The sequence below is a fragment of the Microbacterium sp. AC132 genome (genome assembly GCF_979258525.1).
In genome coordinates this window covers 1,700,875-1,725,844 of record NZ_OZ409862.1, presented here as the reverse complement: position 1 = coordinate 1,725,844, position 24,970 = coordinate 1,700,875, and the positions used below count along the sequence as shown (strand labels likewise).

The following is a 24,970-nucleotide window of genomic DNA, read 5'->3' as shown; positions in this document are numbered from 1 at the left end:
ATAGATCCGCAGACTAAATCTAGTGAGCGAATTTACTTCGATGAACGGTACTCTCTCATCTGGACGAGAGTGAGGTCAAGGCCCGTGACAGAAGTCTCCGCAGGTCTCGGCACCGGACGAGCCAGCGTCGGCGCCATCCTCGACTTCGCCTGGGCGGCCGGGGAGTTCACCGCGACCGAGGCGATGGCGAGCACCTCGCTGACCCGTTCCACAGCGATCGACGGGATCGACACCCTCGTCGACGCCGGGGTGCTGCGCGAGCTGCCCAACGCCCGCGCCGCCGGAAGCTACCGCGCAGGACGCCCGGCGCGACGTTTCGTGCTGGCATCCGACCTGGGCGTCGTCATCGGGGTGGATGCCGGAGACACCCACCTCGCGGTGACCGTCGCCGACCCCACCGAACACACTCTCGTGCACCACCGCACCGACCTCGAACCGACGCAGACCGCGGCGGCACGCCGCGCCACGATCCTCGACCAGATGCAGCACGCGCTCGCCGAGGCCGAGGTCTCGCGCGAGGCGGTGCTCGCGATCTGCGTCGGCGTCGCCGCGCCCGTCAACCGGGCGGGCATCTCTCCGCCGCATCCCGAGGGCTTCTGGGAGCGCACGAACCCCGGTCTCGCCGAGGCGCTCGCCGACTGGGCCCCCGTCGTGGAGATCAAGAACGACGCACAGCTCGCCGCGATCGCCGAGGGCTCGGCCGGCGCAGCCATCGGATGCCGTGACTACGTCGCCCTGCTCGCGAGCGAACGCTTCGGCGGCGGCGTCGTGGTCGACGGCCACGTGCTGCACGGCGCTCACGGTGGAGTCGGCGAGGGTGTCGTGTTCGACCACATCATCGGCGTCGGCTCGGCCTTCGGTCTGCGCTACGCCCTGCAGGATCAGGTGCGGGCGGCGGTCGAGAGCGGCGAGATCTCCTTCGAATCCCCGATCGGGCGGCTCGCACGCGAGGAGCGCATCGACCCCCGCGCCGTGCTGACGGCGGCGGCAGCTGGCGATGCCGATGCGCTCCTGGCCACCTCCCGCGTCGGCGCGACGCTCGCCCGTGTGGTCGGCGTGCTCGGCAGCATGTACGACCCCTCCCGCGTGATCGTGTGCGGGGCGGTGGCCGAGAGCATCGCCCCCGTTCTCACGGCTGCGCGCGAGGTGCTGCCGGCCCAGCTGCACCTGCCGGCACCCGAGATCCTCGCCTCGACGCTGGGCGCCGAGGTCGTCTCGGTCGGCGCCGTCGCGACCGCGCGCAGGGCGGCGCGCGAGGTGGCCGTGCCGCTGCTCGCGGAGCGGCGGCTCAGCGCGGTGAGCTGACGTCGTGCGAGAACCAGAGCCGCAGCGCTCCCCGTCATCGATCGAACTGCTCCTCGACGCAGGGGCCGAGGCCGCGGTCCGGGCCGAATGGAATGCTCTCGCGGCGCGCGGCCTGTCGAGCCTCGCGGGGCACACGTCGGCGAGCAACCGCCCTCACATCACGCTGGTCGCACGCGTCGACCTGTCACCGCCCGGACCAGATGTCTTCGCCGGCATCCCGTCGTTCCCGATCACGCTGGGCGCTCCCCTGCTCTTCGGCTCCGGAGATCGCCGTGTGCTGGCGCGGAGCATCGTTCCCCGTGCGGAGTTGATCCACCTCCGCGAGACGATCCTCTCCGCCGTCGGGCCGGGTGACGATGCCCCGCATACCGCGCCGGGCGAGTGGATGCCGCACGTCGCCCTCGCCCGACGGTTGCGGGTCACCGATCTGGCGGACGCGCTGGATCTCATCGGCGGCGACATCCACGCTCACGCGCGCAGTGTGCGGCACTGGGACCCCGGCACCGCGCAGATCACTGCGCTCGCGGAGCTGCGTCAGGCGTAGTCGCTGTCGTCCACCGGGGAAGGCGCCGACCCCAGGCTCTCGATGGCGCCCCACAGCGCCTCCGGGACCTCCGCCTGCTCCAGCTCGTCGAGCTGCTCACGACGATGCGGTCTCGACACCCCGACGACTGTGGAGTCGACCAGCGGGGACCGCAACGAGTAGTGCAGCGCTGCGGCAGCCATCGACGTCCCCTGCTCCGCGCACACGTGCTGCAGACGCTCGGTCCACCTCAGCAGCTCCTCGCCGGCAGGTCGATAGGCGTACTGCGCACCGGAATGCGGCCCCTTGACGAGCAGTCCCGAACCGAAGGGCGCAGCGTTGAACACGGCCATGCCGCGTGCCTTGGCGTCGGCGAACACACTCTCAGCCGAGTGATCCACGAGCGTGAATCGGTTGTGGATCAGCACGGCGTCGAACACCCCCGTCTCGACGTACTTCGCCATCAGCGGGACCGGAGCCGCCGCCACACCGATCGCGTCCACCACGCCGGCGCTCCGCAGTTCGATGAGCCCCTGCACCGCGCCCCCGATCGAGATCGTGTCCTCGAACGACACCGAGTACGGGTCGTGCAGGTGCAACAGCGGAAGCCGGTCGACCCCGAGCCGCGCGGTCGTCTCCTCGAACGAGCGGAGGACGCGGTCTCGGTCGAACACGCCCGTCTCAGGGTCCTGATCCACCTTCGAGATGACTCGCGAACCGTCCATCCCCAGCTCGCGCAGCGCGATGCCGATGACGGCTTCGGATCGACCGGCCGAGTAGTTGTTCGACGTGTCCACGAACCCATGACGGCTCGTGAGCAGGTCGATGGCGACATCGACGGCCGCTCTCTCCTCGGCGGATCCCGGCTCCGAATGCCGGCCGAGGCCGGAGGTTCCGAGAGTGATGGCAGTCGGTTCGATCCTCATCCGCGTTGAGTCCGTTCTGTCGGGGCGGTCATCACGGTTCTCCGCCACTGTATCCCCGCTGTCCGCCTCACTCCACGAGCAGTGCGGGCTCCTCGAGCACGGATGCCACGTCGGCGATGAAGCGGCTCATACCGTCGCCGTCGATCACGCGGTGGTCGAACGAGCCTGCGACCGTGGTCACCCAGCGGGGGCGCACCTCGCCGTCGACGACCCACGGCTTCTGGCTGATCGTGCCCATGGCCACGATGCCCGCCTCGCCGGGGTTGATGATCGGGGTACCGGCATCCATCCCGAACACACCGATGTTGGTGATCGTGATCGTGCCGCCCTGCTGGTCGGCGGGGCTGGTCTTGCCCTCGCGCGCCGTCAGGGTGAGCCTGTTCAGAGCGCGGGCGAGGTCCTTCATGCTGAGGTCCTGCGCGTCCTTGATGTTCGGCACGAGCAGACCGCGAGGCGTCGCCGCGGCGATGCCGAGGTTCACGTAGTGACGCACCGCGATCTCCGCGCCGCCCTCGGTCTCGATCCACGCGGCGTTCACCATCGGGGTGCGACGGGCGGCCCAGATGACGGCGCGGGCCATGATCAGCAACGGCGAGACGCGGATGTCGGCATAGTCGGGCGATGCCTTGAGCCTCTTGACGAGCTCCATCGTGCGGCTCGCGTCGATCTCCTTCCACACGGTGACGTGCGGAGCGGAGTACGCGCTCTGCACCATCGCCGACGAGGTCGCCTTGCGCACGCCCTTCACGGGGATCGACTCGGTGCGGTCGTCGGACACCGGGGCGGATGCCGGCGCTGCCGACACTCCACGGGCGAGGCCCGCCGGCGTGCTCTGCGGTGCGGGCACGGTCTCTTCGCGCACGGCGCCCCACTCGGGCGTCTCGATGTTGCGGAAGACGCTGGCCTGCGAGGCGTGGGTCATCACGTCGTCGCGGGTCACCTCGCCGTCGGCTCCGGTGGGCGTGACCGTGGTGAGGTCGACGCCCAGATCGCGGGCGAGCTTGCGGATCGGCGGCTTCGCGATCACGCCGACCGACGAGCGCACCGGGCGCTCCGCCGGACGCTTGCGCCGCGACGTCGCACCGCCGCCCGTGCCGTAGCCGACGAGAACCGACCCGCCGCCCTCTTCCGGCGCGGGGGCCTCCGCGGTGGCGATCTTGCCGGGTCCGGCGTCGTCGCGCGCATCGGTCACGAAGGTGATGATCGGCGAGCCGACCTCGACGGTCGCGCCCTCGGCGGCGAGCAGCTCGCCGACGACTCCGGCGTGCGGCGACGGCAGCTCGACGAGCGACTTGGCGGTCTCGATCTCGCAGATGACGTCGTTGATGGCGACGGAGTCACCCGGCGCGACCTTCCATGCCACGATCTCGGCCTCGGTCAGGCCCTCGCCCACATCGGGGAGGTTGAAGTTCTGCGTGCTCATGTGCGGTCCTTTCGGAACGGTGAGATCAGGGTGAGATCAGTAGGCGAGCGAACGGTCGACGGCCTCGAGGATGCGGTCGGCGTCAGGGAGGTAGGTGCCCTCGAGCTTCGCGGGCGGGAACGGAGTGTCGTATCCCGAGACGCGGAGCACGGGAGCTTCGAGCGCGTAGAAGGCGCGCTCCATGACGGTCGCGGCGATCTCGCTGCCGATGCTGACGAAGCCCTGGGCCTCCTGGGCGTAGACCATGCGTCCGGTCTTGCGCACCGAGCTCAGGATGGGCTCGTAGTCGACCGGAGACAGCGACCGCACGTCGACGACCTCGCAGCTGGTGCCCTCGGCCTCGGCGAGCGCGGCCGCCTGCAGCAGGGTCGTGACCATGGCTCCGTGTCCGACGAGCGTGACGTCGGATCCCGTGCGCACGACGCGAGACGAGTGCAGCGGGGCGGCGGACGCGTCGAGCTCGACCTCGCCCTTCTGCCAGTAGCGGCTCTTCGGCTCCATGAAGATCACCGGGTCGTTGGACGCGATGGCCTCCTGGATCATCCAGTACGCATCGTTCGGCGTCGACGGCGACACCACCCGCAGGCCGGGGGTGTGCGCGAAGTAGGCCTCGGGGCTCTCCTGGTGGTGCTCGACCGCTCCGATGTGCCCGCCGTAGGGGATGCGGATCACGATGGGCAGGCTGATCCTGCCCTCGTGGCGGTTCGTGAGCTTGGCGAGCTGGGTCGTGATCTGGTCGAACGCGGGGAACACGAAACCGTCGAACTGGATCTCGATCACCGGACGGAACCCGGCCATCGCGAGCCCGATCGCGGTGCCGACGATGCCCGACTCGGCGAGGGGGGTGTCGAGCACGCGCCGGTCGCCGAAGTCGCGCTGCAGATGCTCGGTGACGCGGAAGACACCGCCGAGCTTGCCGATGTCCTCGCCCATGAGCAGGACCTTGGAGTCGTCTTCGAGCGCCCGGCGCAGGCCCGAGTTCAGCGCCTTGCTGAGGGGCATCGTCTCGAGGGTCATGCGTGCACCGTCCTCGACGTCGTGAACTTCTGCGGCCATACGCACGTTCGGCGGCCACTGCGCGCAGCGCGGGCCGCGAAAGTCGCTCCTGGCCGAGAATCCTGAAGGCAGTCCATCACTTGCCGTCTCCTTCGAACGATGCCTCGTAGCGCGTGTGCCAGGCCTTCTGCTCCGCCACGAGCGGATGCGGGTCGCTGTACACGTGATCGAAGATCTTGTCTGCGGTCGGCGATCCGAGCTCGACGCTGCGTGAACGCAGGTCCTCGGCGGCGTCGGCCGCCTCGGCATCCACGTCGGCGAAGAACTGCCCCGCCGCTCCCCTGTTCTCGAGGAAGGCGCGCATGCGGTCGATCGGGTCTCGCAGCGCCCACGACTGCTCTTCGTCGGAGCCGCGGTACTTCGTGGGATCGTCGCTGGTGGTGTGCGCGCCGAGACGGTACGTGACCGCCTCGATCGCCCGGGGACCCTGGCCGCTGCGGGCTTCGTCGAGAGCGACGCGCGACACGGCGTAGCTGGCGAGGACGTCGTTGCCGTCGACGCGGACGCTGGGGATGCCGTAGCCGGCGCTGCGCTCGACCAGCGGCACCCGCGACTGCGTCGCGACCGGCACCGAGATCGCCCAGTGGTTGTTCTGCAGGAAGAAGACGGTGGGAGCCTGATAGCTCGCGGCGAAGACCATCGCCTCGTGCACGTCGCCCTGGCTCGACGCCCCGTCGCCGTAGTAGACGATGACGGCTTCGTCCTTGTCGACGTCGCCGGTGCCGGATCGACCGTCGAAGTTCAACGCCATCGCGTAGCCGGCTGCATGCAGCACCTGCGAGCCGAGAACCAGGGTGTAGAGGCGGGTGTTGCCGTTCTTGGGGTCTGTCGGATCCCAGCCGCCGTGCGAGACACCGCGCATCAGCTTGATGATGTCGACGGGGTCGACGCCGCGGATGCGCGTCACGGCGTGCTCGCGGTACGACGGGAAGAGCGTGTCCTGGGCGCGGGCGGCGCGGGCCGAACCGACCTGGGCGGCCTCCTGCCCACGACTCGGCGGCCACAGCGCCAGCTGTCCCTGTCGCTGCAGGTTGGTGGCCTGGGTGTCGATCGCGCGGATGACCACCATGTCCCGGTAGAACTGCTCGAGCTCGGCGTCGCTGATCGCCTCGATCAACGACAGATACTGCTCAGCAGCCGGACTCGGCGTGAAGCGGCCATCCTGATCCAGGACGCGGACGAGTTCAGTCTCTGACGAGGTCACGACCCCCACGCTACCCGCGCACGCATGCCCGGTCACGCATACCTAGGACGTCCTCGCATCTGCCGGGAACCCGGAGAAACGGCGGAACGGCGCGGATCAGCGCAGTGACGATGCGACCTCGAGCACGCGCGCCACGGATGCCTCCTCGCCCACGGAGATGCGGATGCCGTCACCCGGGAACGGGCGCACGATGAGGTCGGCGGCGACGAATGCGGCGGCGACCTCGTCGGTGCGCTCGCCGGTGGGCAGCCAGATGAAGTTGGCCTGCGAGTCGGGCACGTCCCAGCCCTGCCGACGCAACCCCTCGAGCAGGCGCGTGCGGCGCTCGACGATCACCGCGACGCGCTCGAGCAGCTCGGACTCGGCGTCGAGGCTCGCGATCGCGGCGTTCTCGGCTGCCGACGTGACGGAGAGCGGGATGCCGGTGGTGCGCGCGGCATCGAGGACCTTCTCGTTGCCGATCGCGTATCCGATGCGCAGGCCCGCGAGTCCGTAGGCCTTCGAGAAGGTGCGCAGCACGACGACGTTCGGATGCCGCTCGAACACCCGCTCGGCGAGACCGTCGACCGTCCCGGGCACCGTCACGAACTCGGCGTAGGCCTCGTCGAGGACGATCAGCACATCGGCGGGGACGCGCTCGACGAACGTCGCGAACTCGTCGCTCGTGATGATCGGACCGGTCGGGTTGTTCGGGGTGCAGAGGATGACGGCACGCGTGCGCTCGGTGACCGCCTCAGCCATCGCGTCGAGATCGTGACGGGAGTCGGGCGTGAGAGGCACCTGCACCCCGGTCGCCCCCGCGACGAGCGGCAGGCTCGGATAGGCCTCGAACGAGCGCCAGGCGTAGACGACCTCGTCACCCACGGAGGCGGTCGCGAGGATCAGCTGGTGGAGGATCGAGACGCTGCCCGCAGCCACGTGCACCTGGTCGGGCTCGACGGCGTACCGTGCACCGAGTCGTACGCGAAGGCGGCCGGCGGTGGCATCCGGGTATCGGTTGATGGGCGTCGTGTGCTGCAGCGCCGCGGCGACCGACGGAAGCGGCTCGAACGGGTTCTCGTTGCTCGAGAGCTTGAATGCGTCGGGGCCCGCCTGCTTGCCCTGTCGGTACGGCGCCAGGGCGGCGATGGCGGGACGGATGCGCGGAAGGATCGGGTCGGTCACAGTCATGAGTCTAGATTCCGCGGCGCTCCCGCGCCCCACATGGAAGACTGGGCGGACTATGCGCTTCATCATCCGAGTCGTCGTCAACGCGTTCGCCCTCTGGGTCGTGACGCTGATCCCCGCCCTGCAGGTGCAGATCAGGGCGTTCGCGCCGGGCGAGACCCTGCAGCTCGTGCTGACCCTGCTCGCGGTGGCCGCGATCTTCGCGCTCGTGAACACCGTCATCGGCACGGTGGTGAAGATCGTCGCGTTCCCGCTGTACATCATCACCCTCGGACTGATCGGCTTCGTGATCAACGGCTTCCTGCTGTGGCTCACGGCGTGGATCACGAGCGGGTTCGGCTGGGGTCTCACGGTCGGCAGCTTCTGGTGGGGCGTGCTCGCCGCGCTCATCATCTCGCTGATCAACGGTGTCTTCGGCTTCATCCTGCGTCCGCAGAGCAAGAAGCAGCGTCGGGACTGACGCCTGCCTGCGCACCTCGCGCGGCCGTCATCCGACACGCTCGGCCTGATACTCGGTGCGCTCGACCACCTCGGCGGTGTCGAGCTCGCGCCAGAACTCGTGCATCGCATCGATTCGCTGGTCGCTGAGCTCATCGGCCATCTCCGCGGTGTCGATGTACGTGTCGAGGTGGTGCGCATCGACCGTCAGGTCCCCGAGGGTGTCCTGCGGGGTTCCTTCAGTGAGCAGGGTGATGCTGTCATCCGACCCGGTCCCCTCGGGCGATCCTCCGCCGGCCAGCCCGGAGACCACGTCGTCGGAATGACGCAGCTGGATGATGGTCTGGTCGTCATCCAGGGTCGGCTCGACCGGGCTTCCCGCCGTGATCTGCATCTGCACGTCGAACGGGCTCTCCATCGCGAGGTGAGCGGCGACCATGGCCGATTGCGAATGGGCGACGACATCGACCTCATCGCCCGGCTGCGCCCCCGCCGCCTCGAGCGCCTCGATCGTCGCCTGATACGACGCGGATCTCTTCCCGGTGTAGAGCTCGGCGTTGGACTTGGAGTCCCACGGCTGCGCACCTCCCCACGCGACGCTCTGCGTTCCTTCCAGGTAGGCGACGAACTTCGTGGTGCCGTCGGCGAAGGAGTACTTCTCGACGGCGACCTGCGCTCCGACGGCGACCGGCATGCGCCTCAAGGCTCCGGCCAGGCCCGAGGGCGCCCCCTGGGGCGAGGACGTCTTCACCGGCGAGACCGTGACGGGGTCGGCCGTGCCCTGCAGCCTCTCGCCGGGGAGCACCTTGCCGAACCCCGAGAACGCCCCGACGAGCGCCGCGGTCCCGAAGACGTGGTCGTACAGGGCGGGCGTCACGAGGTTGCCCGTGAGGCCTTCGAATCGTCTGGCGCGCCACTCAGCGACGAGGTCGTCGGCCATCTTCGAGATGCGTTCGTCCGACGCAGCAAGACGATCGGCTCGTCGTGTCAGCCGCTGCGCCGTGCTCGGATCGGTCTGCGCGAGCATCTCGGCCTCCGCTCGCAGTTCGACGTATTCGTAGGCATCGGCCATGAGAAGGGTGGACTCGGCGGTCTCCTGGCACTCGGAGCGGAGTCGAGCTACGTGCTCGCCCGACGCCCACAGCCCCACCGTGTCGACGTGCTCGCTGAAGCCAGGAGTGTCGACGATGATCCGATGCGCTCGCATGATGGCCGAACGCACATCCTCATAACGGGAGGCGACGGCATCGATGCGGTGAGCGACATCGCGCAGCACGTCGGGGTCGACGGCGATCGCTCCCCCGTGGTCGATCGTCAGCCCTGTCATGAGACGTCGATCCGTTCGGCCTCAGACTCACGGCTGCGCATCTCGGATGCCTCGACGCGTGTCCTCCGTCGGAGATCGTCGAGCGAGTGCTGCATCGCGCGCACCCCGTCGGAGTGCCAGTCGGTGTCGGCGGTGAGGACGGCGAGCGATGCGCGCACGTCGTCGAGCGCCTCGACGGCGCTGCGAAGCGCTGCCACGGCGCAGGACTGGGCCCAGGCGGTGTCGGCGGCGCCGGTCTGTGCGAGTGCGAAGGAGTACATGCGCCCAGCATCCGCGATCCGCTGCCGCTGCGATGTGCGGACGCCCCTCGGATCTCGGGCCTCGTGAGCAGATGGCTCGGTCGCGGCACCGGTGCAGAACGGGTGCGCCCGCCCGGCCCGGGATCTCCGGCATCGCGCGATCGGGCTGCGACCGGCAGAATAGGACGGTGACATCCCCGGATCCCTTCCGCGTGATCTTCGTGTGCACGGGGAACATCTGCCGTTCTCCGATGGCGGAGGTGGTGTTCCGCGATCTCGCGGAACGTCAGGGTCTCGGCTCGCGGATCGTCTCCCGCAGCGCGGGAACAGGAGATTGGCACCTCGGCGAACGGGCCGACCACCGCACTCTCGATTCCCTCAGCCGCCGCGGCTACGACGGCTCACTCCACCGCGCGAAGCAGTTCACCTTCTCCTCCTTCTCGGAGAACGACCTCGTCGTCGCCCTCGACCGCACTCATGAGCGCATCCTGCGCGAGTGGGCCGCCAACGAGGACGAGGAGGGCAAGGTCACCCTGCTGCTCGCCTTCGACCCCGACGCGCACAGCCAGGATGTCCCCGACCCCTACTACGCCGGCGCCGAGATGTTCGATTCGGTGCTCGGTATGATTGAGACCGCGACTCGCGGGCTGTTCCGCCAGCTCGAGCCGGCTCTCCGCCAGCCCCGCACGCCCCGCACTCCCGGGGCCCGATCAGGAGGACTCCCCTGACTTTCCAGCCTTCGCTCCCGCCCCAGCCGCTGAGCCCCCTCGACGGTCGCTACCGCGGCGCCGTCACCGGCCTCGCCGACTTCCTCTCGGAGGCCGGCCTCAACCGCGCCCGTGTCGAGGTAGAGGTGGAGTGGCTGATCGCGCTCACCGACCGCTCGCTCTTCGAGACGAGCCCCCTGTCGGATGCCGACAAGGAGCGCCTGCGCGCCCTCTACCGCGACTTCGGCCAGGCCGAGATCGACTGGCTCGCCGAGAAGGAAGCCGTCACGCAGCACGACGTGAAGGCGATCGAGTACCTCGTGCGCGACCGCCTGTCGGCCCTCGGCCTCGACGCGATCGCCGAGCTCACCCACTTCGCCTGCACGAGCGAGGACATCAACTCCGCGTCCTACGCCCTGACCGTCAAGCGCGCGGTCGAGGAGGTCTGGCTGCCGGGTCTCGACGTCGTGATCGCGAAGCTCCGCGAGCTGGCCGCCGAGCACGCCGACGCCGCGATGCTCTCCCGCACCCACGGTCAGCCGGCCACTCCGTCGACCATGGGCAAGGAGCTCGCCGTCTTCGCGTGGCGTCTCGAGCGCGTGCGCGCGCAGATCGCAGCATCCGACTACCTCGCCAAGTTCTCGGGCGCGACCGGCACCTGGTCGGCGCACATCGCCGCCGACCCCGACGCCGACTGGCCCACCATCTCGCGCGAGTACATCGAGGGCCTGGGTCTGGGCTTCAACCTGCTGACCACGCAGATCGAGTCGCACGACTGGCAGGTCGAGCTCTACGATCGCGTGCGTCACGCCGGCGGGATCCTGCACAATCTCGCCACCGACATCTGGACGTACATCTCGCTCGGATACTTCGCGCAGATCCCCGTCGCGGGCGCGACCGGATCGTCGACGATGCCGCACAAGATCAACCCGATCCGGTTCGAGAACGCCGAGGCCAACCTCGAGATCTCCGGCGCCCTGCTGGCATCCCTCGGACAGACCCTCGTCACCAGCCGACTGCAGCGCGACCTCACCGACTCGACGACGCAGCGCAACATCGGCGTCGCGTTCGGCCACTCGCTGCTCGCGATCGACAACCTGCGTCGCGGTCTGAACGCCATCTCGCTCTCGCGCGACGTGCTGCTCGCCGACCTCGACGTGAACTGGGAAGTCCTCGCCGAAGCAATCCAGACCGTCATCCGCGCGGAGGTCGTCGCCGGCCGCTCGTCGATCAGCGACCCCTACGCGCTGCTGAAGGAGCTCACCCGCGGTCACCGCGTGGGCGCCGCGGACCTGGCGGAGTTCGTCGAGGGACTCGAGATCGGGGATGCCGCGAAGCAGCGCCTGCTCGCCCTGACCCCCGCCTCGTACACCGGCATCGCCGAGCAGCTCGCGAAGTAGCGCGAACGAGCGGGTGCCGCTGAGGCATCCGCTCGTTCGGTGCGGGGCCAGAAACGCACCGCGCGCGCGATGCCGGGCCAGAAACGCACCGCAATCGGCCGAATCGGATGCGAAAGTGACCCCGCAGCCAAGTGACCCCGCAGCGAAGCGACCCCGCACGAATCTGACCCGGCGCCGGGTCACCAACGCCGTGCGGGCTAGGGGCGGGGCTCTCCGGAGTGCGCGCCCGCCGGATCCCGCGGCATGAACGCCGCGGCGATCAAGGTGAGCACGGCCACGACGGCGGCAGCGATGAACACCCAGACGGATGCCGAGATGATGGTCGCCGGGTCCTCGGGTCCCGCGCCCTGCGCGATCACCGAGTTCGAGATCGCGCCGAACACGGCCACCCCGAGCGCGCTGCCCGCCGAGCGGGCGAAGGCGTTCATGCCGGTCACGGCACCCCGCTCGCCCCAGCCGACCGAGGCCTGAGCCGCGATCAGCGTCGGGGCCGCGCTCCAGCCGAGGCCGAAGCCCAGGACGAATGCCACGGCGGCGATCGAGAACGGATTGGGCCAGGGAGAGACCACCGCCAGAGCGATCGCCGCGACCGCGGTGATCGACATGCCGGTGAGCGCTGTGCGTCGGAAACCGATCCGCATGTACAGCCGGCCCGCGTTCGCGGCGGCGAGCGGCCAGCCGAGGGTGAGCGCCGCGACGGCCAACCCTGACAGCAGCGGTGCGATGCCGATGGACCCTTCCAGATATGCGGGTGCGAAGCTCGTCACGCCGGTCATCAGGGCGCCGATGCCCAGGGAGACGATCGTGGTCGTGAGGATCAGCGGCCGCGCCGCCAGGCGCAGGTCCACGATCGGCTCGGCTGCGCGACGCTCGACGAGGCCGAAGGTCACGAGCGCCGCGGCGCCGAGTCCGAAGCAGACGGCACTGGGGATCGACAGCCACGCCCAGGCGTTGCCGCCCTCCAGCATCCCGAGGATCAGACCCGTGAGTCCGACCGTGAGCAGCACGGCACCGGCGTAGTCGATGCGATGACGCTGCGTCTGCTTCTCTTCGTGATACCGCCGCAGCAGCATCCATCCCGCGATCAGACACAGCGGGATGTTGACCCAGAAGATCCACCGCCAGGCGTCGAGCTGGGCGAAGATGCCGCCGAGCGCCGGCCCGACGACAGAGGAGATCGCCCACACCGAGGCGATGTACCCCTGCACCTTGGCGCGCTCGGCGACCGTATAGATGTCGCCGACGATCGTCATCGACATCGGCGCGACGGCACCGGCGCCGAGGCCCTGGATGATGCGGAACACGATCAGGGCGGTCATGCTCCAGGCGAAGCCGGAGAGCACCGACCCGAGCAGGAACAGCGCGATGCCGAGCAGGATGATCGGCTTGCGGCCGACCGTATCGGCGAACCGCGAGTAGATCGGCACGCTGACCGCCTGTGCGAGCAGATAGACCGAGAAGAGCCAGGGGAACTGCTGGTAGCTGCCCAGATCGCGCACGATGCTGGGCACCGCGGTCGCGAGGATCGTCGCGTCGATCGCGATCAGCCCCGTGGCGAGCATGAGGGCCCCGAGCACCGGGCCTCGTTCCGACCTGAGTCCGATGGAGGCGCGGTCGATCGAGGCAGTCACTACAGGGACAAGCCGTCGCAGCCCGGGACTATTCCGGTCGCGATGGAGAACCTTGCGATCCGGTCAGGAGGAGCTTGCGATCCGGTCAGGAGGAGGAGGTGCGGCCCGGCTTGTCGGCGCCGGGCTCGTCGGGAGTCTCTGGGTCGAACAGCACGGGGCGGTCGACCTTCTTGGTGACCTCGGCCGGGTCGACCACGAGGATCAGCATGGCGAGGAACAGCAGCGTGACGATGAATGCGCCGCCGCCGACCACCAGGCCGAGCGCGATCGGCGTGAGGCCGTCGTAGGTGCCGTTCGCGATGGCGTTGTTCACCCGGGCGGTGAAGGCGCCGGTCGACACGAGCGTCACCACCGCGGCGAAGACACCGCAGCCGAGAGCGATGCCCAGCAGGTGCAGCGGGCGCAGAATGTCGCGTCGGGTGGGCTTCTCGTCGCTCATCGCTCTCCTCCGTGCCCGGCGGGGGCGGGGTCGTTCTCGATCGTGGTCCCGGCGGCGACAGCATCCGCTCGCTTCGGGGTCAGACCGGCGATGCCGAGGAAGACCGCGACGATGGCCGCGTATCCGCCGAACATCCCGACGCCGAGGATGATGCCGGTGAGCTCGAACGCACCGGCTCCCTCGATGGCGTACGGCTGCACGAAGCCCGCCGGGATCGCGATCAGGAGCACGGCCAGCAGCAGGCCGAAGGCGCCGAGGGTGATCGAGTCCCGTGCGGTCGCGTCGCCGGCCTTGCGCGCGCGGAGTCCGACGACGAGCTCGAGGATGCCGGTCGAGACCGCCCAGGCGATCACGACGACGAAGAAGAGGTCTTCGGTACGCCATGCGGGCACACCGGCGGTCATCCCGGCGACGAAGCTCAGCAGGGCGAACACGACGGACGGCCAGCGCTGACCGGCCGGGTAGACGAGCCACGCGGCGACGATCATCACGAGGCCGGTGGTGAGCACGAAGCCGCTGAAGACGGAGAGACCGACGGCCGCCGAGTGATCGGGCGAGAAGGTGATCATCACTGCAGCGGCGGCGGCGAAGAGCGCGCGCAGCAGCTGAAGATGACGCACGGTGAACGCGCGGGCGGTGGCAGACATGAAGATCGAGGGTCCTCCGGGGGTGTTCCCCCCAGTCTACGCGGGGGCGCTGAGTGAGCGCCGACACCGGAGAGGTGTTCGCGGGGCCCGATGGATCTCCCCAGATCGATCATCAGGCCCCGCGACAGAACGCAGCGACGGGGGCGACACTGCGTCAGGCCGAGTGGTCGCGAGGTCGGGCACCCTGCTCACGACTGCTCAGCCGATAGACCCCAGAAATAGCACCTCGTCCCCTACGCGATGCTGGTGTGGTCGTATGCTCACTCTAGGGCTCGATTCTTCACATACCGGAGGGGGTGCTGTGATGAGCATGGAAAGTGGTCTGCGCCGATATGCCGATGTATTCGCAGCGTCCTTCCGCGACGCGATCAATGCGCGTGGATTGACTCTGGCGCGGCTGCACGAGCAGCTGCGCGCCCGCGGCAACAGCGTGTCCATGGCGACGCTCAGCTACTGGCGGTCCGGAGCTCGGCGCCCCGAGGGTGCCCAGTCGATGGCCGCGCTCGGCGACATCGAGCAGCTGCTGCACCTCGAGCCCGGCTCTCTCACCGCCCTGCTCGGCACCACGAACCGCACCGGTCCGCTCGGACCCAACCTCTTCCCGCTCGACGAGCAGGAGCTCGAGGACGCCGTCAAAGAGGCGTTCGCCGCTCTCGGCGCGGAGTACCCCGACACGTCGCGCGAACTCACGACCCACTCGGTGACGGACGTGGATGCCGCGGGCAACGTCTCGTACTCGATCACGCGCAGCATCGTGCAGTCGACCGTCGGCACCGTCGCGTCGATCCCGTTCCTCGAGATGACACCGGGCATCAGCACTCCCGCCCCGTTCATCGAGGCGGTGGCGGGAGGACGCATCGCGGCCCGGTACTCGCATCCGAACGGCGAGGTGCACGGCGTCCTGTTCGAACTCGACGTTCCTCTGACTGCTCCGAGCACCGCGATGGTCGAGTGGTCGGTCGCCTACCCGCCGGACTATCCCCCGCAGCGCGAGACGGGCCACGCCGTCGCCCGGCAGACCAGGGAGCTGCTGGTGTGGACGCGATTCCACCCCGACGCGCTGCCCGACCGGATCGAAGAGCGCGTCGAGACGCCGGACGGCTCGAAGCTCACCGAGCTGTCGCTCGAGGGCCGCAATTCGGTGCACCAGGTGCGACGCGCATTCGGACCCGGACTGCTCGGCGTCGCCTGGAGCTACGCCGACGGGCGCTGACCGCGCCCGTTCGCGGGCTCAGAGTCGACCGACTCACCCGGGCTGATCGCCGACCGCGACCGGACGCCCCGGAGTGTTCGACCACTGGCTCCACGAGCCGGGGAAGACCTTCGCCTCGATGCCGATCTCATCCAGCACCAGCGCGGTGTGCGCCGCAGTGATGCCCGAGCCGCAGTAGGCCGCGACGGGCGTCCCCTCGGTCACCCCGAGGGCGGCGAAGGTCGCCTGAAGGGTGTGCGTGTCGAGGATCCGACCCTCGGCATCCAGATGGGCGGCCATCGGGACGTTGAGCGCGCCCGGAATGTGCCCGGCGATCGGATCGAAAGGCTCGTGCTCTCCCCGATAGCGATCCGGCGCGCGCGCGTCGAGCAGCACACCGGTGTCGACGAACGAGGCGGCCTCGTCGATCGAGATCGCATCGCCGCCGATCTCGTCGAGGACGACGTCGCCGGGCTCGGCCTGCACGTCATCGTCGGCGACCGGAAGGCCGGCGGCCGTCCACGCGCGGATGCCGCCGTCGAGGACGCGCACGTCGACACCGCCCTGACGCAGCAGCCACCATGCTCGTGACGCACTGACTCCCTTGGCGTCGTCATAGGCGACGACGACGTCACCCCGGTTCACACCCCACCGCCGGGCGGCATCCTGGAGCGTCGCTGTGGAGGGCAGGGGGTGCCGGCCGTCCGAGGGTTCGCCGTGGGTGGCGAGCTCGGTCGCGAGCGGCACGAAGACCGCCCCCGGGATGTGGCCTGCGAGGTAGTCCTCCCGGCCGTCGGGCCGGTCGAGTCGCCAGCGCACGTCGATCACACGCACGGGGGTCTCGGACGTCAGCAGATCGCGCAGTTCGGTGGCGCTCACGAAGTTGCTCATGATCCGAGGCTAGCGAGACGCCGTCCGGATCGCGCACCCGGCCGTATTCCGTCGACATATCGGGCCGACCGGCGATTCGAGACGGCGGTCGGCGCGGCGCTAGGCTCGTCCCGGCCGCGTCGAGAAAGGACAGCATGTCCACTCGATTCCGCTTCATGAGCCTGCGCCGACAGGAGGTCGCCCTCATCGCCGTGACGGCGGTCTGGGGCAGCACATTCCTCCTGGCGCACTGGGCGATGCAGCACTCGGGGCCGTGGTTCTTCGTCGGCATCCGGTTCCTGGTCGCCGGCGCGATCAGCATCGTCATCTTCCGACGGGCGCTGCGCGGCATCCGCTGGCGCGACATCGGCGCCGGGGTCGCGATCGGCGTGATGATCTATCTCGGATACGGATTGCAGACCGTCGGGCTGCAGACCATCGATTCGAGCACCTCGGCGTTCATCACCGCGATGTACATCCCTCTCGTGCCGCTCGCGCAGTGGGCCGTCTTCCGCAAGCGCCCACCGGCCATGGCGTTCGTGGGCGCCGCGCTCGCGTTCCTCGGACTGCTGCTCATCGCGGGACCCGATGCGTTCGCCCTGACCCTCGGGGCGGGCGAGATCCTGACGCTCATCAGCACCCTGCCCATCGCGGCCGAGATCATCCTGATCAGCGTGTTCGCCGGCCGGATCGACCTCGGCAGGATCACGATCATCCAGCTCCTCACCGCCGGAGTGCTCGGCATCCTCACCATGCCGATCGTCGGCGAGGGCCTGCCCGAGTTCTCGTGGATCTGGGTCGGCTGCGCAGTCGGACTCGGAGTGGCGAGCTGCGTCATCCAGCTCACGATGAACTGGGCCCAGAAGTCCGTGTCCCCGACCCGCGCGACGATCATCTATGCGGGCGAACCGGTCTGGGCGGCCGTGATCGGGCGCATCGCCGGTGAACGCCTGCCCGTCGCCGCACTGATCGGCGGAGCGCTCGTGGTGCTCGGCATCCTCGCCAGCGAGCTCAAGCCCGTGCGTCGTCGTTCCGCGGAGTAGTGCGCCAGCGGGAATATCCCGGGCGTCGGCGCGTTGCACCCGACATGATTGAAACTTCAACCGTCGTTCCGGTCGCCACAGAGCGGACGCGGGTGCGCGTGCCGATGCGCTTCGCCGACGGGTTCTCGACCACGGCGGATGTCGTCACGTTCGACGGACTGATCGACGGCCGCGAGCATCTGCTGCTCGGGCTCGGCGACTGGAGGGCCGCCATGGAGCGCGCGGCCGACGGCGGCGACGCACCCCTCGTGCGTCCGCACAGCGAATGCCTGACCGGTGACGTGTTCGGTTCTGAGCGCTGCGACTGCGGCCCGCAGCTGCGTGAAGCCGTCGAGCGCATCGCCGAAGACGGCGGGTTCCTGCTCTACCTGCGCCAGGAGGGTCGGGGCATCGGCCTCTACGCCAAGCTCGACGCGTACGCGCTGCAGGATGCCGGCCTCGACACGTACGAGGCGAACGTCGCACTCGGCCGCGGAGAAGACGAACGCGACTACACGATCGCCGCGCAGATGCTGCAGGCGGTGGGCGTCGACAGCATCCGTCTGCTGAGCAACAATCCCGACAAGGCGGCACAGCTCGACGCCCTCGGCATCCGCGTCACCGAGCAGGTGGCCACCGGCGTGCACCTGTCGGACGCGAACCACCGCTACCTCGAGGCCAAGCGCGACCACACCTCGCACACGCTCGACCTGTCAGCCGCCTGATGAACGCGCAGGTGGCGAGCGAGCGGAGGCTCGACGATGCGGAGATGCAGACGTGGTTGCCGACCATCCGGTTCGTGCAGCTGCTGCCGCAGGTCCTCGATCGCACGCTCAAGGCCGAGACCGGACTCAAGCACTCGCACTACGCGATCCTGGTGACCCTCGCAGGTCAGGGTGATCGCGCGATCCCGATGACCGAGCTCGCGCAGATCGCCGGGCTCAGCCGCTCACGACTCAGCCACGCGATCGACTCGCTCGAAGACCGCGGCTGGGTGACGCGCACCTCGTGCAGCAGCGACAAGCGCACGCTGACCGCTGCGCTGACGGATGCCGGTCGTGACCTGCTGCGGGCGGCGGCGCCCGTTCATGTGGCGCAGATCCGCGAACTGATCCTCGACCCTCTGACCGCAGAGGAGAGGGAGCAGCTCGGCACGATCTCGGCCAAGCTGCTCCCCGGCGTCGCCGCCGCTCTCTAGGTCACGCCTCGGGGATCTCGCGGCCGAAGGTCTCGAGCGTGACGTCCTCGGGCTCGGGGCCACGGCGCACACCGGTGTCGAGCGCATCGATCGCGTCGAGCTGGTCGGCGGTGAGCTCGAAGTCGAAGACGTCGAAGTTCTCGGCGATGCGGGCGGGACGCACCGACTTCGGCAGCGCGGAGCGGCCCTGCTGCAGGTGCCAGCGCAGCATCACCTGTGCCGGCGACTTGCCGTGCTCTGCGGCGATGGCCGTGAGCGTCTCGTCGTCGAAGACGGATGCGCCGTTGGGGCGGTAGGCCGTGATGCCGCCGATGGGCGACCACGCCTGGGTGACGATGCCGGCCGCGGCATCCGCCTGCTGCACCTCGCGCTGCTGGAAGTAGGGGTGCACCTCGATCTGGTTGAGCGCGGGGACGATGCTCGTCTCCGCCGCCAGCTTGTCGAGGTGCTCCACCATGAAGTTGCTGACGCCGATGGCGCGCACCCGACCGTCGGCGAGCAGGGTCTCGAGCGCCTTATAGGCACCCAGGGTGAGGTCGAAGCGGGTCGGCAGGGCCTGGTGCAGGATCAGCAGGTCGAGCTGATCGACCCCGAGCTTGCCCGTCGACTTCTCGAACGCGTGCAGGGTCTCGTCGTAGCCGAAATCGCTGATCCAGACCTTGGTCTCGATGAAGACCTCGTCGCGCGCGATGCCGGTGCGGCGGATCGCCTCGCCGACCTCGCGCTCATTGCCGTAGGCGGCGGCGGTGTCGATCAGGCGGTAGCCGGTCTCGAGAGCGGTGCTGACGGCATCGACCGTCTCGTCCGGAGCGGCCTGGAACACTCCGAAGCCGAGGGCAGGCATCTCGATGCCGGTGTTGAGCGTGATGTTCATCGTCATACCTCCAGTGTGCGCGTCCGCTCACACGCGAGGGAGAGTCCACCAGTACCTCCCTTCGTCGCGACAGGGGGCGTACCGTCGCATACATGGACACCCGCAGCGAGGTGCGCGAATTCCTCTCGTCGAGGCGCGACCGCATCACCCCCGACCAGGCCGGCCTCCCCGCATTCGGCGGCAACCGGCGTGTGCCGGGGCTGCGCCGTGAAGAGGTGTCGCTGCTCGCCGGCGTCAGCGTCGACTATTACACCCGGCTCGAACGGGGCGATCTGTCCGGCGTCTCCGACAGCGTGCTCGATGCGCTCGCCCGTGCTCTTCAGCTCGACGAGGCCGAGACCGCGCATCTGTTCGATCTCGCCCGCACCGCGAACGCCTCACCCGTCGCCCGCAAGCCGCGCAAGAAGGTCGAGACGCTGCGCCCCAGCATCCTGCGCCTGCTCGACGCGATGACCGAGGCGCCGGCGATCGTGCGCAACAACTACTTCGACTACCTCGCGGCGAACGCGCTCGGCCGCGCGCTCTATGCGCCGCTCTTCACGACCCCGGTGCCGAACAGCGCCCGCTTCGCCTTCCTCGACCCGGCCGCACAGACGTTCTACCCCGAATGGGAGCGAAACACCCAGGAGCTCGTGGCCGCGATGCGCGGCGAAGCGGGGCGCAACCCGTTCGACCGCAAGCTCACCGATCTCGTCGGCGAGCTGTCGACGCGCAGTGAGCGGTTCCGCACCCTGTGGGCGGCGCACAACGTGCGCTTCCACCGCAGCGGCGTCAAGAGGATCAACCACCCCGTCGTCGGCGAGATGGAACTCACCTACGAGGCGTTCGAGCTGCCTGCCGACCCGGGCCTGCAGATGTCGACGTACACGGCCGAGCCGGGAACGGCATCGGCCGACAAGTTGCGGATGCTGGCCAGCTGGGCGGCGACCGACGCTGCCGATGGGACCATCGATGCGCCTTCAGAGCGCACCGAGGCCTGATTTCTGCTGTGAGCAGAACGGCTCGAATCGTGCGCTGACGGCGGATTATCGTGAGGCATGGCCGACCTCGTCCCGTTCCCTCGCGCACCTCGCTCTGCCCGCCCTCGTCCCAGTGAGCCCGAGCCCCTCTGGCGCCAGATGGTCGGCGATCAGCTGCGCCGTCGACGACACGACCGGGACGAGACCCTGACCGAGACGGCAGGGAACGCCGGAGTCTCGCCGCAATACCTCTCCGAGGTCGAACGGGGACTCAAGGAGCCGTCGAGCGAGATGATCGCGGCGATCGCCGGGGCCCTCGACACCTCGCTGATCGAACTGACGAGCGCCGTGGCCGACGAGCTGCGCCAGGCGACGACGGCTCCGGCATCCGCTGCGGTGTCCGCCACCCGCGGGGCCTTCGCCCTCGCCGCCTGACGGCTCGTCTCGTCTGCCCGCCCGTCTGAAGGTCCGCCCGTCTGAAGGTCCGCCCATCCGAAGGTCCGTCCGTCTGCAGGTCCGTCCGTCTGCAGGTCCGTCCGTCTGCGGGTCCGTCCGTCTGCGGGTCCGTCCGTCTGCGGGTCCGTCCGTCTGCAGGACTTCGGCACGGATGCAGGACCAGAACGGCAGAATAATCCTGCATCCGTGCCCCGATCCTGCAGACGAACGCCGTGGCCCCTCAGTCCGCCCGCTCCCCCAGCACGGTGTCGACCAGACCGTAGTCCCGGGCGGCGGATGCCGTGAAGACGCGATCCCGGTCGGTGTCGGCGCGCAGCTCGCTCAGCGAGCGTCCGCTGTGCCTGGCGAGGATCGACTCCATGTCGGAACGCACCCGCACGACCTCGTCCGCCGCGAGGATGAGGTCGGGGATCGCTCCCCGCGACTGGCCCGCCGGCTGATGCAGCACGATGCGGGCGTGCGCGAGAGCTGCCCGCTGCCCCGGAGCCCCTGCCGCGACCAGCAGCGCCGCCGGCCCGATCGCCTGACCCACACACGTCGTCGCGATCGCCGGACGCACGTGCTGCATGGTGTCGTAGATCGCGAGCGCCGCCCCCGGGTCGCCACCTTCGCTGTTGATGTAGAACTGGATGCCGGAATCCTGGCTGTCCGCATCGAGGTGCAGCAGCTGCGCGATCAAAGCATTGGCGACTCCGGCGTCGATGCCGGTGCCGAGATAGATGACCCGCTCGGCGAGCAGGTGCGAGTAGACGTCCATGACGCGTTCACCGCGCGGATGCTGCGCGATGACGTTGGGGATCGTGTAGCCGCTCATGCGCCCGCCCCCAGTCCGACCCGGGCCCGACGACGCGGCATGAGATCCGCGAGCGAGGCGACGATCTCGTCGATGAACCCATAGTCCTTCGCCTGCTCCGCCGTGTACCAGCGGTCGTGCAGCGAGTCCTCGAAGATGCGCTCCACGGGCTGTCCGGTGTCGGCCGCGATCAGCCCGAGCACGGTGTCGCGCATGTGCCTCAGGTCGTCGGCCTGCGTCTCGAGCTCGCCCGCCGAGCCGCCGATCCCCGCCGAGCCCTGATGCATGAGGATGCGCGCGTGCGGGAGCGCCCTGCGCTTGCCCCTCGCCCCGGCTGAGAGGAGGAACTGCCCGGCGCTGCACGCGAGCCCGAGTGCGAGGGTCGACACGTCGTTCGGCACGAGGGTCATGAGGTCGCGGATCGCGAGCATCGCCGGCACGGAACCACCGGGCGAATGGATCCACAGGGCGATGTCGGTCGTCGGATCCTCCGCCGAGAGGGTGAGCAGCTGCGTCATGAGCAGCGTGCCGTTGTCGTCGTCGAGGGCGCCGTCGAGCACGAGCACTCGTTCGTGGAACAGTGCCCGGCGGGCCTCGGGGCCGAACTGCGGGATGGGGTTGTCTTCGCTCATGGCCCCAGCATCCGCCGCCGTGTCGGAGTGCGGGCGAGTATCCGCTCGCGGCAGATCGGCCCAGAGCAGATAGGCCCAGAGGAGATCGGCCCCAGCAGATCCACCCGTGCAGATCGGTTCGGCATCCTCGCGTAACACCCCCGACTCACGCGACTCCTACCCTCGAAGCATGGCGAAGCAGAAGACACCCGAGTGGCAGTGGTCCGAAGACGGCATCAACTTCCGCACCCGCAAATGGGTGAAGCCGGAAGACCTCAACGCGAACGGATCGCTGTTCGGCGGCAGCCTGCTGAAGTGGATCGACGAAGAGGCCGCGATCTACGCGATCGTGCAGCTGGGCAATTATCGGGCCGTGACGAAGCACATCTCCGAGATCAACTTCGAGGCCTCAGCCGTGCAGGGCGACCTGATCGAGATCGGCCTGCAGGCCACGCACTTCGGCACCACGTCTCTGACCATGCGCGCCGTCGCCCGCAACATGATCACGCGCAAGCGCATCCTCACGATCGAGAAGATCGTGTTCGTGAGCCTGGACGACGACGGGATGCCGACGCCGCACGGATACGACGAGATCACGTACAACCGCGATCGGATGCCGACCGAGCGCATCGCCACGGGGACGATCCGTCTGCCCTAGCCGCGGCTCCCGCCCGCTCGTCCGCCCGTGTTCGAGCCTCCGTTCAGGAGGAGATCCCTCGCACCGAAGGACCACGCAGTGGATTCGGTCCTTCTGAGCGAGGGATCTCCTTCCGCAGGTGCGGGGGTCAGAGGCCGGCGTCTGCGCTCGGTGCGAGGATGGAACACGTCTGCCGAGCAAAGGAGCCCAGAATGAGCCGCAGCGCCACCGCAGCCACGACCGCGATCAGAGAGATGCGCGACTTCCTGTTCGCGAACGCGACGGACTACGCCGCGGCACGCGAGGGGTTCGCCTGGCCTGCGCCCGCTGAGTTCAACTTCGCGCTCGAATGGTTCGATGTGATCGCCGGCGAGTCGCCCGACCGCCCGGCGGTGCAGATCGTGTCAGCCGACCTCAGCCTCGAGTCGTGGACCTACGGAGAGCTGTCGAGCCGCTCCGACCAGGTCGCCGCCTGGCTCACAGGACTCGGCATCGGGCGGGGCGACCACGTCATCGTGATGCTCGGCAACACCATCGAGCTCTGGGAGGTGATGCTCGCCATCACCAAGGTCGGCGCGGTGTCGATCCCCACCTCGACGCTGCTCTCGGCATCCGACCTGGCCTACCGCGTCGACCACGGACACGCCCGCGCCATCGTGACGCTCGGCGGCCTGGCCGAGCGCATCGCCGACATCGACGGCGACGTCCTGCGCATCGGGGTGGGCGAGGGCATTCCGGCCGGGTGGACGCGCTTCGACGATTCCGCCGACGCTCCGACGACGTTCGAGCCCGACGCCGCGACCCCCGCCGATGACACGGCTCTGCTCTACTTCACGAGCGGCACGACCAACCGTCCGAAGCTCGTGCAGCACACCCACGTGTCGTACCCGATCGGGCATCTGTCGACCATGTGGTGGCTCGGTGTGCGCCCTGACGACGTGCACCTGAACATCTCGTCGCCGGGTTGGGCGAAGCATGCGTGGTCGAGCTTCTACTCGCCCTTCCTCGCCGAGGCGACCGTGTTCGTCTACAACTACGACCGCTTCGACGCGAACACCCTCATGCAGGTCATGGACGCGCATCATGTCTCGACGTTCTGCGCGCCGCCCACCGTGTGGCGGATGCTGATCCAGGCCGACCTCGGGCGCTTGACCCACCCGCCGCGCGAGCTCGTCGGAGCCGGCGAACCGCTGAACCCCGAGGTCATCGACCGGGTGCAGGAGGCGTGGGGAGGCACGATCCGCGACGGCTTCGGCCAGACCGAGATGACGGCCTGCGTGGGCAACTCCCCCGGTCAGGTCGTCAAGATCGGATCGATGGGACGACCCCTGCCCGGGTACCCCGTCGTGCTGCTCGACCCCGCGACCGGTGAGCTCGCCGAGCACGAGGGCGAGATCGCGCTCGACCTGGTGCATCCTCCGGTGGGGCTCATGGCCGGGTACTACGACGACCCCGAGAAGACGGCCGAGTCGCGCGTCGGCGGATACCACCACACGGGCGACATCGCCCAGCGGGATGCCGACGGCTATCTGACCTACATCGGCCGGGCGGACGACGTGTTCAAGGCGTCCGACTACAAGATCTCGCCGTTCGAGCTCGAGTCGGTGCTGCTGGAGCACGACCTCGTGATCGAGGCGGCGGTGATCCCGAGCCCCGATCCGACGCGGCTCGCAGTCCCGAAGGCGTACGTGTGCCTGCGCCCCGACGCGGTCGGATCCGACGCCGAGGCCGCGCGATCGATCTTCGCGTACGCCCACGACCGGCTGTCCTCGCACCTCTGGGTGCGGATCATCGAGTTCGTGCCCGAGCTGCCCAAGACGATCTCCGGCAAGATCCGCCGGGTCGAACTGCGCGCCCGAGAGGCCGAGCGCGTGGCCTCAGGAGACGAGGCCGCGCAGCACCGGGATCGCGACTACCGCTGAGTGC

General features: G+C 69.1%; 27 protein-coding genes. 13 read left to right on the top strand and 14 right to left on the bottom strand.

Annotated elements, in window-relative coordinates:
• Positions 1 to 84 precede the first annotated feature (84 nt).
• Entirely contained in the window at positions 85 to 1,305 is a 1,221-nt protein-coding gene (locus ACZZZQ_RS08155) for an ROK family protein (protein ID WP_463507307.1), read from the top strand.
• Between the two features lie 4 nt (positions 1,306 to 1,309).
• Entirely contained in the window at positions 1,310 to 1,849 is a 540-nt protein-coding gene (locus ACZZZQ_RS08150) for a 2'-5' RNA ligase family protein (protein WP_230100917.1), read from the top strand.
• On the opposite strand, the gene ACZZZQ_RS08145 is transcribed toward ACZZZQ_RS08150, so the two are convergent.
• The 5 genes from ACZZZQ_RS08145 to ACZZZQ_RS08125 form a co-directional block, all read right to left on the bottom strand.
• Positions 1,840 to 2,754, bottom strand: coding sequence for an aldo/keto reductase (locus ACZZZQ_RS08145; protein WP_463507306.1), 915 nt, complete (start codon positions 2,752 to 2,754; stop codon positions 1,840 to 1,842). The genes ACZZZQ_RS08150 and ACZZZQ_RS08145 overlap by 10 nt on opposite strands.
• 67 nt (positions 2,755 to 2,821) lie before the next feature.
• Positions 2,822 to 4,177, bottom strand: a complete 1,356-nt coding sequence (locus tag ACZZZQ_RS08140) for a dihydrolipoamide acetyltransferase family protein (RefSeq protein ID WP_053098139.1) — start codon at positions 4,175 to 4,177, stop codon at positions 2,822 to 2,824.
• 36 nt (positions 4,178 to 4,213) lie between these two features.
• Positions 4,214 to 5,194, bottom strand: a complete 981-nt coding sequence (locus ACZZZQ_RS08135; RefSeq protein ID WP_053099302.1) for an alpha-ketoacid dehydrogenase subunit beta — start codon at positions 5,192 to 5,194, stop codon at positions 4,214 to 4,216.
• 115 nt (positions 5,195 to 5,309) lie between these two features.
• Positions 5,310 to 6,437 (bottom strand): pyruvate dehydrogenase (acetyl-transferring) E1 component subunit alpha, encoded by a 1,128-nt coding sequence (gene pdhA, locus ACZZZQ_RS08130; RefSeq protein ID WP_053099303.1) that lies wholly within the window; start codon positions 6,435 to 6,437, stop codon positions 5,310 to 5,312.
• 96 nt (positions 6,438 to 6,533) lie between these two features.
• Entirely contained in the window at positions 6,534 to 7,607 is a 1,074-nt protein-coding gene (locus ACZZZQ_RS08125; RefSeq protein ID WP_431738648.1) for a histidinol-phosphate transaminase, read from the bottom strand.
• 52 nt (positions 7,608 to 7,659) lie between these two features.
• On the opposite strand from ACZZZQ_RS08125, the gene ACZZZQ_RS08120 reads away from it, so the two are divergent.
• The gene (locus ACZZZQ_RS08120; RefSeq protein ID WP_053098140.1) at positions 7,660 to 8,064 is read left to right on the top strand and encodes a phage holin family protein; all 405 of its coding nucleotides are present in this window, start codon (positions 7,660 to 7,662) and stop codon (positions 8,062 to 8,064) included.
• Between the two features lie 27 nt (positions 8,065 to 8,091).
• Here ACZZZQ_RS08120 and ACZZZQ_RS08115 read toward each other — a convergent pair whose 3' ends face one another.
• Positions 8,092 to 9,369 carry a hypothetical protein gene (locus tag ACZZZQ_RS08115; RefSeq protein WP_463507305.1) on the bottom strand — a complete coding sequence of 426 codons (1,278 nt, stop codon included), beginning with the start codon at positions 9,367 to 9,369 and terminating at the stop codon, positions 8,092 to 8,094.
• Positions 9,366 to 9,629, bottom strand: a complete 264-nt coding sequence (locus ACZZZQ_RS08110; RefSeq protein WP_463507304.1) for a hypothetical protein — start codon at positions 9,627 to 9,629, stop codon at positions 9,366 to 9,368. Before ACZZZQ_RS08110 ends, ACZZZQ_RS08115 begins: the two co-directional genes overlap by 4 nt.
• A 230-nt stretch (positions 9,630 to 9,859) precedes the next feature.
• On the opposite strand from ACZZZQ_RS08110, the gene ACZZZQ_RS08105 reads away from it, so the two are divergent.
• Together ACZZZQ_RS08105 and purB are read left to right on the top strand one after the other, a co-directional pair.
• A complete protein-coding gene (locus ACZZZQ_RS08105) occupies positions 9,860 to 10,336 on the top strand; it encodes a low molecular weight protein-tyrosine-phosphatase (protein WP_230100954.1) in 477 nt (158 codons plus the stop codon).
• On the top strand, positions 10,333 to 11,715 hold the full coding sequence (purB, locus tag ACZZZQ_RS08100) for an adenylosuccinate lyase (protein WP_056275439.1): 1,383 nt from the start codon (positions 10,333 to 10,335) through the stop codon (positions 11,713 to 11,715). The genes ACZZZQ_RS08105 and purB overlap by 4 nt, the downstream gene beginning before the upstream one ends.
• A 197-nt stretch (positions 11,716 to 11,912) precedes the next feature.
• Here purB and ACZZZQ_RS08095 read toward each other — a convergent pair whose 3' ends face one another.
• The 3 genes from ACZZZQ_RS08095 to ACZZZQ_RS08085 all read right to left on the bottom strand — a co-directional run bounded on the left by ACZZZQ_RS08095 (position 11,913) and on the right by ACZZZQ_RS08085 (position 14,432).
• Entirely contained in the window at positions 11,913 to 13,346 is a 1,434-nt protein-coding gene (locus ACZZZQ_RS08095) for an MFS transporter (RefSeq protein WP_463507303.1), read from the bottom strand.
• Positions 13,347 to 13,431: 85 nt separating this feature from the next.
• Complete coding sequence (locus tag ACZZZQ_RS08090) at positions 13,432 to 13,785, bottom strand: hypothetical protein (RefSeq protein WP_053098147.1); 354 nt, start codon at positions 13,783 to 13,785, stop codon at positions 13,432 to 13,434.
• A complete protein-coding gene (locus ACZZZQ_RS08085; protein ID WP_053098148.1) occupies positions 13,782 to 14,432 on the bottom strand; it encodes a hypothetical protein in 651 nt (216 codons plus the stop codon). Before ACZZZQ_RS08085 ends, ACZZZQ_RS08090 begins: the two co-directional genes overlap by 4 nt.
• A gap of 304 nt (positions 14,433 to 14,736) precedes the next feature.
• Between ACZZZQ_RS08085 and ACZZZQ_RS08080 the strand changes: the two genes are divergently transcribed.
• Entirely contained in the window at positions 14,737 to 15,645 is a 909-nt protein-coding gene (locus ACZZZQ_RS08080; RefSeq protein WP_053098149.1) for a hypothetical protein, read from the top strand.
• A gap of 33 nt (positions 15,646 to 15,678) precedes the next feature.
• On the opposite strand, the gene ACZZZQ_RS08075 is transcribed toward ACZZZQ_RS08080, so the two are convergent.
• The gene (locus ACZZZQ_RS08075) at positions 15,679 to 16,515 is read right to left on the bottom strand and encodes a sulfurtransferase (protein WP_320489201.1); all 837 of its coding nucleotides are present in this window, start codon (positions 16,513 to 16,515) and stop codon (positions 15,679 to 15,681) included.
• 134 nt (positions 16,516 to 16,649) lie between these two features.
• On the opposite strand from ACZZZQ_RS08075, the gene ACZZZQ_RS08070 reads away from it, so the two are divergent.
• The 3 genes from ACZZZQ_RS08070 to ACZZZQ_RS08060 are packed head-to-tail and all read left to right on the top strand — an operon-like array spanning position 16,650 to position 18,714.
• A complete protein-coding gene (locus ACZZZQ_RS08070; RefSeq protein ID WP_463507302.1) occupies positions 16,650 to 17,537 on the top strand; it encodes a DMT family transporter in 888 nt (295 codons plus the stop codon).
• 44 nt (positions 17,538 to 17,581) lie between these two features.
• Entirely contained in the window at positions 17,582 to 18,241 is a 660-nt protein-coding gene (locus ACZZZQ_RS08065) for a GTP cyclohydrolase II (RefSeq protein ID WP_463498440.1), read from the top strand.
• Positions 18,241 to 18,714: a MarR family winged helix-turn-helix transcriptional regulator gene (locus ACZZZQ_RS08060; RefSeq protein WP_372984684.1), complete on the top strand. Its 474-nt coding sequence runs from the start codon at positions 18,241 to 18,243 to the stop codon at positions 18,712 to 18,714. The genes ACZZZQ_RS08065 and ACZZZQ_RS08060 overlap by 1 nt, the downstream gene beginning before the upstream one ends.
• Position 18,715: 1 nt before the next feature.
• On the opposite strand, the gene ACZZZQ_RS08055 is transcribed toward ACZZZQ_RS08060, so the two are convergent.
• Entirely contained in the window at positions 18,716 to 19,588 is an 873-nt protein-coding gene (locus ACZZZQ_RS08055) for an aldo/keto reductase (RefSeq protein WP_198032420.1), read from the bottom strand.
• A gap of 92 nt (positions 19,589 to 19,680) precedes the next feature.
• Here ACZZZQ_RS08055 and ACZZZQ_RS08050 point away from each other — a divergent pair, with 92 nt between their 5' ends.
• Complete coding sequence (locus tag ACZZZQ_RS08050) at positions 19,681 to 20,568, top strand: helix-turn-helix transcriptional regulator (RefSeq protein ID WP_053098155.1); 888 nt, start codon at positions 19,681 to 19,683, stop codon at positions 20,566 to 20,568.
• 57 nt (positions 20,569 to 20,625) lie between these two features.
• Positions 20,626 to 20,982, top strand: coding sequence for a helix-turn-helix domain-containing protein (locus tag ACZZZQ_RS08045; protein ID WP_463507301.1), 357 nt, complete (start codon positions 20,626 to 20,628; stop codon positions 20,980 to 20,982).
• A gap of 241 nt (positions 20,983 to 21,223) precedes the next feature.
• Here ACZZZQ_RS08045 and ACZZZQ_RS08040 read toward each other — a convergent pair whose 3' ends face one another.
• Both ACZZZQ_RS08040 and ACZZZQ_RS08035 read right to left on the bottom strand, forming a co-directional pair.
• A complete protein-coding gene (locus ACZZZQ_RS08040) occupies positions 21,224 to 21,817 on the bottom strand; it encodes a ClpP family protease (protein ID WP_053098157.1) in 594 nt (197 codons plus the stop codon).
• A complete protein-coding gene (locus ACZZZQ_RS08035; RefSeq protein ID WP_053098158.1) occupies positions 21,814 to 22,428 on the bottom strand; it encodes a ClpP family protease in 615 nt (204 codons plus the stop codon). Before ACZZZQ_RS08035 ends, ACZZZQ_RS08040 begins: the two co-directional genes overlap by 4 nt.
• 169 nt (positions 22,429 to 22,597) lie before the next feature.
• Between ACZZZQ_RS08035 and ACZZZQ_RS08030 the strand changes: the two genes are divergently transcribed.
• Positions 22,598 to 23,065 (top strand): acyl-CoA thioesterase, encoded by a 468-nt coding sequence (locus tag ACZZZQ_RS08030; protein ID WP_072592111.1) that lies wholly within the window; start codon positions 22,598 to 22,600, stop codon positions 23,063 to 23,065.
• A gap of 191 nt (positions 23,066 to 23,256) precedes the next feature.
• Positions 23,257 to 24,966, top strand: coding sequence for an AMP-binding protein (locus ACZZZQ_RS08025; RefSeq protein WP_463507300.1), 1,710 nt, complete (start codon positions 23,257 to 23,259; stop codon positions 24,964 to 24,966).
• Positions 24,967 to 24,970 lie beyond the last annotated feature (4 nt).